Raw genomic sequence first — 14,559 nt, 5'->3', positions numbered from 1 at the left:
CGCTATCTAAGTACGTGACCAGCCAGCCCAACTGAACCGAGTCCGGGAGGACGAACTAAATCGGCTCCTCGTCGTTACTCACCACCACCCAGCGTAGAGAGGAGATATCGGCGAGCGACGAGGAGCACGATGAGGGGCGGAATTAACACGAGAATGCCAGCGGCCATGACGAGGTTCCACTGGACGAAGCCCTCTGCACCGGTCCCCTGGATGTACCGAAGGCCGACCTGAGCGACTTGATTCGTGCGGTCGATAATCGCGACAAGTGGCCACAGGTACGCGTTCCACGTCGAGATAAACATGATTGCCGTGACGCCAGCGATCATCCCCTTCGACATCGGGATGAGAACGTTTGCCAGAAATTGGATCGGGCCAATTCCGTCCAGCTTGGCTGTCTCAACGACCGATGCAGGGATTGAGCGGAACTGCTGTCGGAATAAGAAGACGGCTGTCGCACTGGCGATAAACGGGGAAGTAAGCCCCGCAAACGAGTTGAGCCAGCCGATATCGGCCATTAGTTGATACAGCGGGACGATTCGGACAGGGAGTGGCATCAGGAGCGTAAACAGAATTGCATAGAAGATGAGCGACTGAAACCGGAAGTCGTAGTACACCAGTGCTGTCGCAGCGAGCAGCGAGAAGACGAGTTTCCCGACGATAACGACGGTCGCCATCACGAACGAGTTCCACATATACTGTCCGAAGTTGTACTCAAACAGTACCGTAGTGTAGTTCTCGACGAGTGCAGACCCCGGGAAGACGTTCGTAATTTGGTACACAGCGTTCGTCGTTTGTGTACTGTACACTGCAGCCAGTGCAATTGGCAAAATCAGTACCGAGATGATGAGCCAGAGTGCTCCGTGCGTCGCCAGTTGGCTGTCACCGGTCGTCGTCGACAGCCGCTCGTTGACGGTGTCTGGGACGATCGACACGTCAGGCACCCCCGTAGTACGCGTAGCGGTCAGTGACACGTAACTGAACGTACATCAACACGGCAACGAATCCAAACAGGACGACAGACTGTGCGGAGGCGTAGCCGAATCGTTGGTTCACGAAGGCGTCCTGGTACAGATTGAACATCAACACGTTCGTGGCGTTGCTCGGACCACCGCTTGTCATCAGATCGATGAGGGCGAAGCCACCGAAGAACGCTCCGATCGTCTGGATGACGATCAGAAACACGAGCACAGGCGAAATGAGGGGGACGTAGATGCGAAACAGCCGCTGGAACCGTCCGATCCCATCCAGCTTGGCTGCATCGGTAATTGAGTCGGGGACTTGGTTGAATGCGGCTGTCATGAAGATGATACTGTAGCCCAGCCCCTGCCAGACGGCAGCAATAATGACAGCCACTAGGGCGAGGGCCCCGTTTGTCTGCCACGCAAATTGAAAGCCCGTCAACGCTTCAATCGCCCACGTAACAACGCCAATCCGGGGATTGATAAGAAAATCAAGGACAATACCGGCAACAGCCAGCGGCATCGCGTATGGCCAAATCGCGGCCACCAAGTAGAGATCCGTGAATCGGTTGGCCTCATGGATGAGGAACGAGATGATGAGGGAGAGAAACAGCGAGGCTGTCACCGTGGCTGCAGTGAACAGTATAGTGACAATCAAGCTGTTTCGGTACGCTCCGGACTCGAACAACTGTACGTAGTTTTGTAGCCCGACCCACTCACCACTACCGAGCACTCGCAGCTGATAGAAGCTCAGTTGCACCGTTTCGAGAAACGGATAGTAGAGAAAGACCGAGATGAGCGCGAGGGTGGGCAGGAGTAGTGCCGCTGCCTGCCAGTTGCTCGTGAAGACCTGTAGTCGAGAGTGTTGCTCGGCCATCTACTCAGAACGTGGATCGGCGTCACTTGCCCGCGCCAACACGTCGTCAACATTCGATTGCGTCGATGACACGACATCTTCGACGCTGCTCCCGCCGTAGAGTCGGTCCAACCCGTTGACGATTTCGGTCCGCATCTCACCGTGGTCGTAGGTGAATGCGCCGGCTGTTGCGGGCGTCTCCGGCCGGCTTGCGAACTGCTCGAACGCACGACGGAACTGGGGTGAGTCCTCGTAGAATCCTTGCTCTTCTGCAATCGAGATCGCCTCTCGGCTCAGCGGGTAGTAGCCAGTCGACATGTGCCACTCTGCTTGCTGTTCGGGTTGTGACAGCCAAAGCATGAGTTCGGCGGCTGCTTTCAGTTCTGCGCCGTCGATGCCTGTTGGCACGAACAGTGCGCCGCCACCGATGATAGGTCCCTCTCGTCCATCGGTCGTCGCTGACGGTACGGTTCCGACACCGTGCTCAAAGCCGGCTTCTTGGGCCCCATCCGAGAGGGCGGCCAGCGCGGCTGATGAGTCCATCTGCACTGCCACCTGTCCATTGAGGAATGCCTGTCGGGCCTCGCTCCAGTCAGCGGACAGCTGGTAGCGATCCGACTCGTACATGCTGCTGTTCCACTCGTACATCCGCTGGGCCGCGTCGGAATCGAAGTACGACGCCGTCGCAGGACTCGCCCGGCCGTTCTCGTTGTTGATGACGTTTTGCCCTTGCATCGCGAAGAACGTCTCGTAAAACCAGCCGAGCTGTGGCCACGTGACGCCACTGCTCATCTCTGTCTCGGCCATCACAGCATCGGCGGCGGCCTGCCACTCGTCGAACGTCGTTAGTTCGACATCGTCGGGATGTGAGGCCAGTCCGGCTGCTTCGAACGCAGAACGATTGTAGCTACACGCGACCGTTGAAACGCCGAACGGAAGCCCCAGCAGCGTATCATCAATAACGTAGTAGTTGCTGACTGCGCTGACGAAGTTACTGCGGTCAATCTCTGGACCGATGAGATCCTCAGCTGGAATCACGACATCTTCTGCCCACGCTGGGAGCGTACTCACGGCGTTGAGGTGAACCAGTTCTGGTGGACTCCCGGCGGTCTGTGCTTGTTGCGTCTGGTTCCAAACCTCGTTGTAGTTCCCCTGATTCGAGACCGAGACGGTAATCGAATCGCTCTGTTCGTTGAATCGGTCGACGATACCTTGGACGAGATCTTCAGCGCCGATCGAAATCCAAAACTCCAGTTCAACGTCTTCGCCCGCCTCTCGGTTGCCGAGGTTCTCGAAGTTGATTTGCTGGGCAGCGTTGCCACCGCCGGTTCCACCACCGAGGCTGGAACAGCCCGCCATCCCAGCGAGACCGACTGTTGCCGCCAGTCCAGTGGTTTTCAGTACGGAGCGCCGTGACTGCTGTGCGTCCATCACACCGGTGAAGAGTAGCCTATCAGTTAGACCGTTTATATTTTATATACTTCTTCGATGATAGGTGTATTACCACTATGACGCCTCAGGACGGGTATATACTGATTGCCGCATCTATCAGGCGGTCTGTGCCACCTTGTCGGCCGCGTGGGCAACTATCTCGCCGTCGGTATCAAACAGGTGCAGTCGGGTCGGGTCAACCACGACGCGGATACTGTCGCCCGCAGTGACGTTCGGTCGCTCGCTAGTACGAATGCGAATCCGTTCGTTCGCTACTGTACCATGCAGTACTACTGAATCACCAAGCGTCTCGTGAAGCGTCACGGTCATCTCGACCGGACCAGCGAAGGAGTCATTCTCAGCCGCTTGTGCAAGATAGAGGTCCTCTGGGCGAACCCCGAGTACTGCGTTTTCAGGGGCTGTGAACGGCATATCGTTCGTGGTCGGGAACGGACTGGTGAGGTGTCCTTGAAGCGTAGCCACTGTTGGGCGGCTCCGACCCTCAACATCCACCGGTAAGAAGTTCATCTGCGGTGAGCCGATGAACTCAGCAACGAACCGGCTTGCTGGCTCGTCGTACAGTACTTGTGGTGACTCCACCTGCTCAATCTCACCGTCGTTCATCACTGCGACACGGTCACCAAGCGTCATCGCCTCCGTCTGATCGTGGGTGACGTAGATGGTTGTCGTACCGATCCGCTCGTGTAACTGCGTCAGCTCCGCACGCATCTGGTCACGGAGCTTCGCGTCAAGATTCGACAACGGCTCGTCAAGCAGGAACACGTCTGGTTCACGGAGTAACGCTCGCCCCATTGCAACGCGCTGTTTCTCACCTCCGGACAGTGCATCTGGTGTCCGATTCAACAGATCGCCAATGCCCAGCGTCTCACCGACATCCTGCACGGCCTGCTCAATTTCGTCGTCGCTCATCGAGACGTGTGAGTCCAGTCCGAACGTCATGTTTCGCCGTGCCGTCATATGGGGATACAGCGCGTAGTCTTGGAACACCATCGCGACGCCGCGGTCTTTCGGTTCAACGTTCGTGACGCGCTCGTCTCCGATACTGATATCCCCTGACGTCTGTGATTCAAGTCCGGAGATCGTTCGCAAGAGCGTACTCTTTCCACAGCCGCTCGGTCCGACAAGGACGAGGAACTCTCCGTCCGGCACCGACAGTGAGATGTCGTTTACCGCAACGGTCTCACCGAACTCTTTCTGGAGCGACTCCAGTTCTATGCGTGCCATCACTCACCCACCCGCGCTAATTGACTCACGGTCATGTTCGAATCATAGATCCGACGTGGCATTCAGCGAATTATTTCACCGCGACTTCTAATCTGCTTGTAATAGTTCTCGGTTACTCACAATACCACTCTGAGAGCTGTATACTGACGCTTACTTCCCTCGGTTAACGAACCACCACGGAACGATTCGACAGAGAGCGCGGCTATATGCAGTATATATCAACTAACCGACCAATTCATATATCTGCCGCAATATCGGCTGCTATGGAGATTGTTGCCCACCGAGGCTACGGGGATGTGTATCCAGAGAACACGTTGGCGGCGTTTGAACAGGCCGCAGAGACAGCCGACTGGATTGAGCTGGACGTTCGACCGTGTCGTACCGGTGAGCTCGTCGTGTTCCACGACGAGTGGTTAGGTCGACTGACCAATGCCACCGGTCGCGTGGTGAACGCGAGCTGGGATGAGTTGCAGACACTGGAGATTTTAGACTCTGGTGAGCGGATTCCGCGGTTAGACGAGGCACTCCAGACGATTCCAGCGGACACTGGCGTCGAAATCGAACTGAAAGAGTGGGGACTCGTCGAGGACGTACTCGATGCTGTCGATGCGATTGACAACCCAGTAACAATTATCTCCTTTAGCCCACTTGCACTCCACGCCGTCGCGGAGGCGACAACGGAGATACCGCTTGGTCATGTCCTCTATCATGGACTGTACGAAGATGCGCCAGTGCTTGGATTAGACACCGCAGCACATCTCGGTTGTAATACTGTTCACCTGTTCCACTCGATGGGAGCCGATGCAGACGTAGTCGAGACAGCGCACGACCGCGGGCTCGTTGTCCAGACAGCAACACCGGAGGAAGGACCGACGCCAGAGGTGCTTGAAGAGTATCGCGATATCGGCGTCGACCGAATCAGTGCTGACCGGCCATTCGAGTAGGAAACGGCTCATCGACTCTGTATGCGTCAGTCACTCCGTTAATTATGTACTGTCGTTGAGCCAGAGAAGTGCGTCCACTCCAGCGCAGAGACAGCACACGAGAGGTATGACACTGCGAGAGATGGCCGCTGACGCTGTTCGTCTCGGCACACGTCCGGCGAATTAAAATTCAATATCAACTAATGTGTTCAATACGCTATGTCTAAGCCCTCTACAGAGCCGGGGTGGCTCCACAGAGACGACGAGCGCTCCCGGACGCTCCGACTGCTGTTCGTGGCTATTATCGGGTCGCCGTGGCTGCTGTTGCTCGACCCGGCCCGCGAGGTCACGCACCCAGCCGTGACGGCTGCAGCCGTCGTACTCGGTGGGTTGTGTGGCATCGGGGCGATTCTCGGCTTGGCAGACGTTGACGACGGTGAACTCGACGACACGATCGCTGTCGTCGGCACGCTCGCCGCCATTACCGTGGGGACGGTCGTCGTTTGGGTGGTCGTTCCGTCGAGCTATCTGAGCGCTGTCGTCCAGTTCGCAATCGCGTTCACGTGGGCAGCGGTCACGACCCAAATACTCCGATATCGAATCGGGTAGATGAGGGTAGCGTACCGGGTGACCGGGACAACACTAATTGTGCGACACATTGAGTATATCACATGAAAGTCGCCCTTATCGGCGTGGGTCAAGCCGGCGGCAAGCTGGCCGAAGCCCTCTCGCGCGACCCGCTGGCGGCCGATTCGGTCGTCAGTTCGCTCGCCATCAACAGTGCGCGAGCGGATCTCTCCTCCATCGGTCTCGATACCCTCCTCATCGGCGCGGAGCGTGTCAACGGCCACGGCGTCGGCGGCGACAACGAACTCGGTGCGACGGTGATGCAGGAAGACGCCAACGAGGTCGTCGACGCCGTGTCGGGCCGCGTCGGCTCCGACTGTGAGGCCATCATCATCACCGCTGGGCTCGGCGGCGGCACCGGGTCGGGGGGTGCGCCAGTGCTCGCACACGAACTCAAACGCGTCTACGACGTGCCCGTCTACGTGCTCGGCGTGCTCCCCGGCCGCGACGAGGGGGCGCTGTACCAGCGCAACGCCGGCCGGTCGCTGAAGACGCTGGCGCGGGAAGCCGACGCGACCATCCTCGTGGACAACGACGCGTGGCGACAGGCCGGCGAGTCGATGGACGAGGGGTACGCGGCCGTCAACGAGAAGATTGCACAGCGCGTTGGCCTGCTGCTCGCGGCCGGCGAGTTCGACGCGGGCAGCGTCGCCGCCGAGTCCGTCGTCGACAGCTCCGAGGTTATTAACACGCTCCGCGAGGGGTCGCTCGCAGCAATCGGATACGCGTCCGCGGAAAGCAGCCCCGACGCCGACGCGAATCTCAACACCATCACTTCCGTCGCACGGAACGCGCTCCTGACGGGAACGAGTCTCCCGGACGCCACGACGGCCGAGAGTGGCCTGCTCATCGTCGCCGGCCAGGCCGACCGCATCAGCCGCAAGGGGGTCGAGGCGGCCCGAACCTGGCTGGAGGACGAACTCGGCTCGATGCAGGTACGCGGCGGCGATTACCCGCTCGACTCCGAGCGGCTGGCCGCGCTCGTCCTCTTGGGCGGTGTCGAACGGTCCGAGCGCGTGCAGGCGTTCCTCGACCGGGCGAGCGAGGCGAGCGTCGCGGAGGAGACGCCCGACGCCACGGAGTCGCTGGTGAACGACGACCTCGACGACCTGTTTTGAGCAGGCGCTGTCGGGTGCTCGACCGGTGAATCCGACGCCCACGGGACACCGGAGCCGACGGGGATGAAACCCATCCCCGCTCGACTCACGTCGAGGGCACCACGTCGGGAAAACCCCGACACGTCGGAGTTAGAGTAGGGTGAGTAATACTTTTCGACCGCGCTAGACGAGCGACGCGCCGTCCAGTTCCGTGCGGTCGGTCTCCATCTCCAGCAGGTCCAAGATCGTCGGCGTGATGTCGAATAAGTCCACGTCGTCGATGCGAGCGCGGTCGTCGTCGACGAACAGACACGCGTTCTCGAAGGAGTGCATCCCGTTGCGCGGCCCGGTGGTGAACACCTCGTCGTTGCCCGCAAAGCCGGCCTTCAGGTCGTAGCCGTGGGTCGGAATCACCGTCAGGTCGGGCGCGATGTCGTCGTGGGGACCACGGTAGGCATCTTCCTTCGTGACGACGCGCTGGGCGACCGGCTCGCCGGTCGGCCCTTCCAACTCCTCGATGGCCGCCTTTAGCTCTGCGCGAACGTCTTCGTACTCCGACTCGGGGACGGAGCCGCGCGGCTCGCGCCCTTCGAGATTCAGATACAGCCGGCCGGGGATGAACGAGTACGCGCGGGCCTCCTCGCTGATGTCGGCGAGCGAGTCGTGGTCGTCCGTCTGGTAGGAGAGCCACCCCTCGTCTTCGAGCCACGTGTTGAGGTTCACCTCGTACTGCTCGGTCGTGAAGCCGTGGTCGCTGGCGACGACCATCGTCACGTCGTCCGGAAGTTGGGCGCGCAGTTTGCCGAGATACTCGTCGACCTGTTCGTAGAACTCCAGGAACTCCTCTTTGTACTCGCCGTCCTGCTCGTAGTCGCCGAACAGGAAGTGGTTGACCCGGTCGGTCGTCATGAAGACGCCGAAAAAGAGGTCCCAGTCGTCCTTGTCGACGTACTTCGAGAACGTCTCGTAGCGGGCATCGAGCGTCGCGTAGGCGTTCTCGATGAACTCCGTCTTGTCGGCCTGGTGGCCGAGCTTCGCGTTCGTGTCGATGCGGTAGTTGGAGTTTTGCAGGTCGTCGCGCAGCTCGTCGGGGTAGGCGGCCTTCTCGACGCCCGGCGAGAGGAACCCAGAGACCATCCGCTGGACGTCGCGCTGTGGCGGGAACGTCACGGGGACGTTCATCACGGTCGCGTCGCGGCCGGCGTCGGTGACGCGGTCCCAGACGCGGGTCGCCTGCACGTCGCGTCCCATCGGCACGTAGGTGTCGTAGCTGCCCACTTCGCGGTCCTGGAAGCCGTAGACGCCGGTCGTCCCCGGATTCACGCCGGTCGTGAGCGACGGCCAACAGGCCGACGACTCCGGCGGGACGATGGAGTCGATTGCGCCGCCGGCACCGTCGTTCGCGAGGTCGGTCAGATTCGGAAACCGGTCGGGGTTATCGGCGATGAGACTGTACGGCACACCGTCGATACCGAAGAAAGCAACACGCGGACCACCGTCACCGCGTAGTCGGTCGAACAAGCCCATAACCTCGGTGAACGCTCTACTCACAAGAAGTTTCGTTTCACGCGAAGCCCGGCCGGGTCTCCGCGGTCGTGGCAGACGCTGCACGTACCGACAGCGGCCGCCCGCCCCGACGCGTCAGTCGTCGTAACAGGTCGGCCCCTGTGCGACGGACGCGTCCGGGTGGTCGTCCGGATCTCTCGTGTCGTGTGGAACGACCGTCGGATGACGGATACCGAACGTCGCGCCCTTTTTCGCTGCCATAGTCACGTCGTACTAGGCGTATCAGCCGGGTTAAACCCATCCATAATCATGATAAATCCCGCCGAAGACGGCGATTACTCCCACACATGAACGCGGCGTCGCCGCGAGAAGCCAGAAACATCTGCCGCGAGCCCTAACGACGTCGACAATCGCGCCGTTCATAGTCGTTTGCCTCCACTAGCCGGTATGAACGCGCGAACCCTCCGCGCCCTCCAGTTCGCGACGGTCCAACTCGTGGGCATCGTCGCGGTCATCCACATCGTCGTGGGGTTGGAGGTGCTCGTCTCGCTCGTCGCGAACGGGCTCGTCGGGCAGTATCTCGGCGAGTACGCCGCCCAGCGACCCCGGCCGCTGCTGTTCGTTCCCTCGGGGCTGGCGATTCTCGTCGGGCTCGGGCTCGCCGGCCGCGGCACCATCAACCGCCGCACCGCCTACCAGCTCGGCATCCTCGCGATGGGAGCGTACCTGCTCGGCTGGGTCGGCTGGCACACCGTCCTGAATCACGGCTTCGCGCTCACCGGCGAGGTTCCGCCGACGAGCAACCACGACGCCGGCGGCGTCGTCGCCGTCGTCCTCGCTCACATCATCGACCCGATTGCCGAGACGCTCCGGAGTGCGGCCGGCGAACAGGGGTCGGTGCGGACGCTGTTCGGCGTCGTCGCCGTCGGCCTCGAACTGCTCGTCGTCGGACTGCTCGCGGTGCTCCTCCGATACGACCCCGACGCACAAGATGCCGGCATCAACTTCGGACTGACGCTCAGCCCGCCCGAACGGTAGCTACGGCAACTCCTCTCGCAGAAGCTCGTTGACGGTACCGGGGTCCGCAGAGCCGCCCGTCTTCCCCATCACCTGCCCGACGAGGAAGTTGATCGCGCCGTCGTCGCCGGCCTCGTAGTCGGCCACGGCGTCGGGATTCTCCTCGATTGCCTCGCGGACGGCGGCGACGACGGCGTCGTCGTCGGTCTTGCCGAGGTCTTCCTCCTCGACGATGGTGTCGGGGTCGAGCCCGTCATCGAGCATCCGCCGGAGGACGGTCTCCTCGGCGTTTTTCGTCGTGATCTCCTCGTCCGCGACCAGCGCGATGAGGTGTTCGAACTCGTCGATGCGGTCGCTTACGTCGGCAATCGTCATGTCGCGGTAGTTGAGTTCGCCGAGGAGGTTGTCGGCCACCCACGTCGCCGCGAGGCCGGCGTCGAACCGGTCGGCCACGTCCTCAAACAGGTCCGCGACGGCCTTCCGGGAGGTGAGCTTCGAGGCGGCCTCCGCCGAGAGGTCGTACTCGCGCTGGAAGCGGTCGCGTCTCGCGTCCGGGAGTTCGGGAATCGAGATCTCGTCCTTCCAGCCGGAGACGCGCAGCGGCGGCAGGTCGGCCTCCCGGAAGTAGCGGTAATCCTTCTCCTCTTCCTTCGAGCGCATCGAGACGGTGATGCCGCGCGACTCGTCCCAGTGTCGCGTCTCCTGTTCGACCTCGCGGCCGCGGCGAATCGCGTTCTTCTGGCGAGTCTCCTCGTAGGCGAGTGCCTTCTGGGCACCCTTGTGCGAGGAGATGTTCTTCACCTCGGTGCGGTTGGCGGCGTCGAGCGTCTCCTGTGGAATCGAGCCGTCCTCGCCGATGTCCTCGCGCTCGACAATCGAGAGGTTCGCGTCGATGCGGAGCGACCCGTCGCGCGTGGAGTCGAAGATGCCGAGATACTCGAGTACCTCCTCCAGTTTCGCGAGGAAGGAGCGCACCTCCTCGGCACCGCGGAACTCCGGGGCGGTGACGATTTCCATCAGCGGCGTCCCCGCGCGGTTGTAGTTGACGAGCGTGTAGTCGGCGGTGTCGATGGAGCCGCCGGCGTGCTGGAGGCTGCCGGGGTCTTCTTCGAGGTGGGCGCGGTCGATGGTGACGGCCCGCTCGTCGCCGTCGACGCGGAACGGCAGCGTGCCGTCCGCACAGATGGGGGCGTCGTACTGCGTAATCTGGAAGTTCTTCGGCAGGTCGGGGTAGTAGTAGTTCTTCCGGTGGAACCGGGTCTCCTCGGGGATGTCGGCGTCGATAGCCTTCCCGACCTTGACGGCGGCCTCGACGGCTCCCTCGTTGAGCACGGGCAGCGCACCGGGGAGACCGAGACAGGTCGGGCAGGTCCGCGTGTTCGGCTCCTCGCCCTCGGCGGCGTCGGTCGAACAGCTACAGAAGATCTTCGTCGCCGTCTCCAACTGGACGTGGACCTCCAGCCCGATGACGGCCGAAAGCTCCTGTTGGGCGGTCTGTGCGGTCATTAGATTAGGGTTCGGGGCCGGCGAGTAAAGCATAACGGAGCACCGTTCGCGACGAGTCGCCGACGACTGTCGTCTCAGTCCGCCCGAACGCGGGTAACCATTATTCCGGGGCGGGCAGATACCCGGGTATGAGCAACGAAGAGGCAACACTTGCAGACCTCGATACCGTCGTCCACGAACCCGACGACGCGTTCGTCGAGTCCACCAACGTCTACGACTTCATGCAGACGTACGGTATCGACGACTACGACGAACTCGTCGAGCGCACGACGACCGAGATGCCGGGAGAACCCGACAGCGGCGTCGAGTGGTTCTGGGGGGAACTACCGGAGTATCTCGGCATCGACTGGCAGCGTGAACCCGACGCCACCCGCGACAACAGCGACGGTCCGCAGTTCACCGACTGGTATCCGGGCGGACAGCTCAACATCGCCCACAACACCGTCGACCGCCACGCCGCCCGCGGCAGCGACACCCGGAACAAGGTCGCCTGCATCTGGGAGGGCGAGGACGGCGAGACGCGAGAGTTGACCTACCACGAACTGTATCGCCGGTCGAATCAGGTGGCGAACTACCTCGACAGCGTCGGCATCGAGGAGGGGGACACGGTCGCCCTCTACATGCCGATGACGCCGGAAATCATCGCCATCCTCTACGGCTGTTTCAAGATCGGCGCGATTGCCGTCCCCATCTTCTCGGGGTTCGGCGTCGACGCGACGGCGACCCGCCTCGAAGACCCCGAGGTGGACGTGTTGTTCACCGCCGACGGTTTCTCGCGGCGCGGTTCGCGCATCGGGCTGAAGGACAGCGCCGACGAGGCGCTCGCACAGGCCGACACCGACGTGTCCAGCGTCGTCGTCTACCGCCGGTTCGCTGACAGCGAGCCGTCGATGACCGGCGAGCGGGACCTGTTCTGGACGGAAGCAATCGAAACGCAGGACGACGAGTTCGACACCCGGACGCTGGACGCGAGCGCCGAGTCCATGCTGCTGTACTCCTCGGGGACGACCGGCCAGCCGAAAGGCATCGTCCACACGCAGGCGGGCGCACAGCTTCAGTGTGCCAAGGAGGTGTACTTCGGGTTCGACCTCAAACCCAGCGACCGCTTCTTCTGGGTGAGCGACATCGGCTGGATGATGGGACCGTGGACGCTCATCGGCACCCACACCTTCGGCGGGACGATGTTCATGTACGAGGGTGCGCCGGACCACCCACAGCCGGACCGCTTCTGGGAGATGATCGACCGCCACGACCTCACGCAGTTCGGGATTTCCCCGACCGCCATCCGAGCGCTCCGCAAGCAGGGCGACGAGTGGCTCGACGGCCACGACCTCTCGTCGCTGCGCATCCTCGGCTCGACGGGCGAGCCGTGGGACCCCGAGTCGTGGCAGTGGTTCTACGAGCACGTCGGCAACGAGCAAGCGCCGATCGTCAACATCTCCGGCGGGACCGAAATCTGTGGCTCCTTCCTGATGCCGCTCCCGATTTCGGATCTCAAGCCGTGTACGCTCGGCAAGCCCGGACTGGGGATGGCTATCGACATCGTAGACGCGACCGGGCAGTCGGTGGCCGACGACAACGAGCGGGGGTATCTCGTCGCGACCGACTCGTGTCCCTCGATGACGAAATCGCTGTGGTCGGGTGACGAGCGGTATCTCGACGAGTACTGGTCCCGATTCGGGGATATGTGGGACCACGGCGACTGGGCACAACAGGATACGGACGGCTTCTGGTTCCTCCACGGCCGAGCCGACGACGTGCTCAACGTCTCGGGCCGGAAGGTCGGGCCGGCGGAGGTGGAGGGTGCGGCCATCGACCACGAATCCGTGAATCAGGCCGCCGCGGTCGGCGTCCCCGACGACACCACCGGCACGGCGGTCGTGCTCTACGTCATCGTCGAGGACGGCGTGGACGAGACCGACGCGCTGCGCGGGGAGATTCGGTCGCTCATCGGCGAGGAGTTGGGCAAGCCGTTCCGCCCGCGCGAGGTGTTGTTCGTCGACGAGTTCCCCAAGACGCAGTCGGGGAAGATTATCCGCCGAGCCGTGCAGGCGACCTACACCGACGAGGACCTCGGCGATATGTCCTCCATCGAGAATCCGGGGGCGCTCGACGGCTTGGAGAACGCGCGTTAGGCGGCCGGCCGCGGCGCGGTGCGCCCGGCGAGCACGAGACAGCCCGCACCGAGCAGACCGGCGACGCCGGTCACGAGGAAGACGAGCGGGTAGCCGTCGGAGGCGGCGACGGTCGTCGCGAGCGGTGGCGCGGTGAGGCCGGCCAGCGCGAACGCGGTCGAGGCGACACCGTGGAGCGTGCCGATGTTGGCGACGCCGAACAGGTCGGCGACGAGCGGGGACAAAAGCGCACCGTTGCCGCCGTAGCCGACGCCGAAGACGACGGCGATAGCGACGATACCGACCGGCCCGCGGGCGAGCGGGAGCGCGAGCAGACACGCGCCCATCAGGGTCGAACAGGCGACGAAGACCTTGACGCGGCCGAGGCTGTCGGAGCCGTAGCCGATGGCGAGTCGGGCTCCCGCCGTTGCGAACCCGAGCGCGCTGATTCCCGTCACGCCGGCCCACCGAATCCCGAGCCCGTCGGCGTAGGGGACGAGATGGTTGATGAGCACGAACAGCGTGGCGTACACCCCCGCCCACCCGAGCACGACGAGCGCGAACGGGAGCGAGAGGATGGTGTCGCGGGCCGGCGGCCCGCTGTCGGCGTCACTGCTCGGCACGCCGTCGGGAAACTCACCCGAGCGGTCGGCGTCTACGTCGCTCGGCCGGGCGAGGACGAGGGTCGCGAGCAGCAGCGCCCCGCCGAGCCCGACCGCGAGGAGCGTGAAGGCCCGCCGCCAGCCGACCGTCTGCGTGAGCCGCGAGGCAGCAGGGACGACGGCAATCAGTCCGGCTCCGAGCCCGGCGGCCGCGATGCCGTTGGCGAAGCCGCGGCGTCGCCCGAACCACGAGGGGATGCTCGCGTACGCGACGACGTAACAACAGCTCATTCCGGCTCCCGTCACGACGCCGTACGCGAGGGTGAACACGAGGATGCTGTCGGCGCGAGCCGCGAGCAGCAGTCCGCCGGGCAACAGGAGCGTACCGACACCGAGCATGGCACGCGGGCCGAACCGGTCGAGCAGTCGGCCGAGCACCGCGCCGCCGAGATACAGGGTCGCGGTCTGGACGCCGAAGACGAGGGAGATACGGGCGGGCGTGACCGGAAACGTCGCCGCGAGCGCGTCGAAGAAGACGCTAAACGAGTACGTCAGCCCGAACAGCGTGCCCGCGGCGAGGAAACACGCGCCGGTGATGACCCACCCGTAGTAGAACTCCATCGCCGCGAGTCGTGACCGCACGAGGGCGAGTCACACAGCGCGGATAAAAAGATTG

General features: G+C 62.7%; 13 protein-coding genes. 5 read left to right on the top strand and 8 right to left on the bottom strand.

Features of this window, described 5'->3' with window-relative positions; genetic code table 11:
* Positions 1-74: 74 nt before the first annotated feature.
* From DM818_RS09240 to DM818_RS09225, 4 genes are all read right to left on the bottom strand, one after another.
* The gene (locus tag DM818_RS09240; RefSeq protein ID WP_233571965.1) at positions 75-932 is read right to left on the bottom strand and encodes a carbohydrate ABC transporter permease; all 858 of its coding nucleotides are present in this window, start codon (positions 930-932) and stop codon (positions 75-77) included.
* Position 933: 1 nt separating this feature from the next.
* Complete coding sequence (locus DM818_RS09235) at positions 934-1,836, bottom strand: carbohydrate ABC transporter permease (protein WP_075937048.1); 903 nt, start codon at positions 1,834-1,836, stop codon at positions 934-936.
* Complete coding sequence (locus DM818_RS09230) at positions 1,837-3,246, bottom strand: extracellular solute-binding protein (RefSeq protein WP_123124326.1); 1,410 nt, start codon at positions 3,244-3,246, stop codon at positions 1,837-1,839. It abuts the gene before it with no gap.
* A gap of 117 nt (positions 3,247-3,363) precedes the next feature.
* The gene (locus DM818_RS09225) at positions 3,364-4,491 is read right to left on the bottom strand and encodes an ABC transporter ATP-binding protein (protein WP_153952605.1); all 1,128 of its coding nucleotides are present in this window, start codon (positions 4,489-4,491) and stop codon (positions 3,364-3,366) included.
* 206 nt (positions 4,492-4,697) lie between these two features.
* Between DM818_RS09225 and DM818_RS09220 the strand changes: the two genes are divergently transcribed.
* The 3 genes from DM818_RS09220 (at position 4,698) to DM818_RS09210 (ending at position 7,159) form a co-directional block, all read left to right on the top strand.
* A complete protein-coding gene (locus tag DM818_RS09220) occupies positions 4,698-5,435 on the top strand; it encodes a glycerophosphodiester phosphodiesterase (protein WP_079988882.1) in 738 nt (245 codons plus the stop codon).
* A gap of 198 nt (positions 5,436-5,633) precedes the next feature.
* On the top strand, positions 5,634-6,023 hold the full coding sequence (locus DM818_RS09215) for a hypothetical protein (protein WP_075937052.1): 390 nt from the start codon (positions 5,634-5,636) through the stop codon (positions 6,021-6,023).
* 62 nt (positions 6,024-6,085) lie between these two features.
* Entirely contained in the window at positions 6,086-7,159 is a 1,074-nt protein-coding gene (locus DM818_RS09210) for a tubulin/FtsZ family protein (protein WP_075937053.1), read from the top strand.
* A 162-nt stretch (positions 7,160-7,321) separates the two neighbouring features.
* Here DM818_RS09210 and DM818_RS09205 read toward each other — a convergent pair whose 3' ends face one another.
* Both DM818_RS09205 and DM818_RS15305 read right to left on the bottom strand, forming a co-directional pair.
* Entirely contained in the window at positions 7,322-8,665 is a 1,344-nt protein-coding gene (locus tag DM818_RS09205; protein WP_075937054.1) for an alkaline phosphatase family protein, read from the bottom strand.
* A gap of 114 nt (positions 8,666-8,779) precedes the next feature.
* Entirely contained in the window at positions 8,780-8,905 is a 126-nt protein-coding gene (locus DM818_RS15305; protein WP_268891826.1) for a hypothetical protein, read from the bottom strand.
* A gap of 186 nt (positions 8,906-9,091) precedes the next feature.
* Between DM818_RS15305 and DM818_RS09200 the strand changes: the two genes are divergently transcribed.
* Positions 9,092-9,682 carry a hypothetical protein gene (locus tag DM818_RS09200; protein WP_075937055.1) on the top strand — a complete coding sequence of 197 codons (591 nt, stop codon included), beginning with the start codon at positions 9,092-9,094 and terminating at the stop codon, positions 9,680-9,682.
* Here DM818_RS09200 and gatB read toward each other — a convergent pair whose 3' ends face one another.
* Positions 9,683-11,167, bottom strand: coding sequence for an Asp-tRNA(Asn)/Glu-tRNA(Gln) amidotransferase subunit GatB (gatB, locus tag DM818_RS09195; protein WP_075937056.1), 1,485 nt, complete (start codon positions 11,165-11,167; stop codon positions 9,683-9,685). It abuts the gene before it with no gap.
* Positions 11,168-11,295: 128 nt separating this feature from the next.
* Here gatB and DM818_RS09190 point away from each other — a divergent pair, with 128 nt between their 5' ends.
* Positions 11,296-13,302 carry an AMP-binding protein gene (locus DM818_RS09190; protein WP_075937057.1) on the top strand — a complete coding sequence of 669 codons (2,007 nt, stop codon included), beginning with the start codon at positions 11,296-11,298 and terminating at the stop codon, positions 13,300-13,302.
* Here DM818_RS09190 and DM818_RS09185 read toward each other — a convergent pair.
* On the bottom strand, positions 13,299-14,525 hold the full coding sequence (locus DM818_RS09185) for an MFS transporter (RefSeq protein WP_123124329.1): 1,227 nt from the start codon (positions 14,523-14,525) through the stop codon (positions 13,299-13,301). The genes DM818_RS09190 and DM818_RS09185 overlap by 4 nt on opposite strands.
* Between the last annotated feature and the right edge of the window lie 34 nt (positions 14,526-14,559).

Source organism: Halosegnis longus (assembly GCF_009663395.1).
Taxonomy (GTDB): Archaea; Halobacteriota; Halobacteria; order Halobacteriales; family Haloarculaceae; genus Halosegnis; species Halosegnis longus.
The sequence above is the reverse complement of the archived record's forward strand: the minus strand, read 5'-3'. Positions and strand labels throughout refer to the sequence as shown.

Excerpts from the sequence above, each read along its gene's own strand:
- DM818_RS09235 (WP_075937048.1), bottom strand. The coding sequence starts at position 1,836 with ATGGCCGAGCAACACTCTCGACTACAGGTCTTCACGAGCAACTGGCAG.
- DM818_RS09230 (WP_123124326.1), bottom strand. The coding sequence starts at position 3,246 with ATGGACGCACAGCAGTCACGGCGCTCCGTACTGAAAACCACTGGACTG.
- DM818_RS09225 (WP_153952605.1), bottom strand. The coding sequence starts at position 4,491 with ATGGCACGCATAGAACTGGAGTCGCTCCAGAAAGAGTTCGGTGAGACC.
- DM818_RS09220 (WP_079988882.1), top strand. The coding sequence starts at position 4,698 with ATGCAGTATATATCAACTAACCGACCAATTCATATATCTGCCGCAATA.
- DM818_RS09215 (WP_075937052.1), top strand. The coding sequence starts at position 5,634 with ATGTCTAAGCCCTCTACAGAGCCGGGGTGGCTCCACAGAGACGACGAG.
- DM818_RS09210 (WP_075937053.1), top strand. The coding sequence starts at position 6,086 with ATGAAAGTCGCCCTTATCGGCGTGGGTCAAGCCGGCGGCAAGCTGGCC.
- DM818_RS09205 (WP_075937054.1), bottom strand. The coding sequence starts at position 8,665 with ATGGGCTTGTTCGACCGACTACGCGGTGACGGTGGTCCGCGTGTTGCT.
- DM818_RS15305 (WP_268891826.1), bottom strand. The coding sequence starts at position 8,905 with ATGGCAGCGAAAAAGGGCGCGACGTTCGGTATCCGTCATCCGACGGTC.
- DM818_RS09200 (WP_075937055.1), top strand. The coding sequence starts at position 9,092 with ATGAACGCGCGAACCCTCCGCGCCCTCCAGTTCGCGACGGTCCAACTC.
- gatB (WP_075937056.1), bottom strand. The coding sequence starts at position 11,167 with ATGACCGCACAGACCGCCCAACAGGAGCTTTCGGCCGTCATCGGGCTG.
- DM818_RS09190 (WP_075937057.1), top strand. The coding sequence starts at position 11,296 with ATGAGCAACGAAGAGGCAACACTTGCAGACCTCGATACCGTCGTCCAC.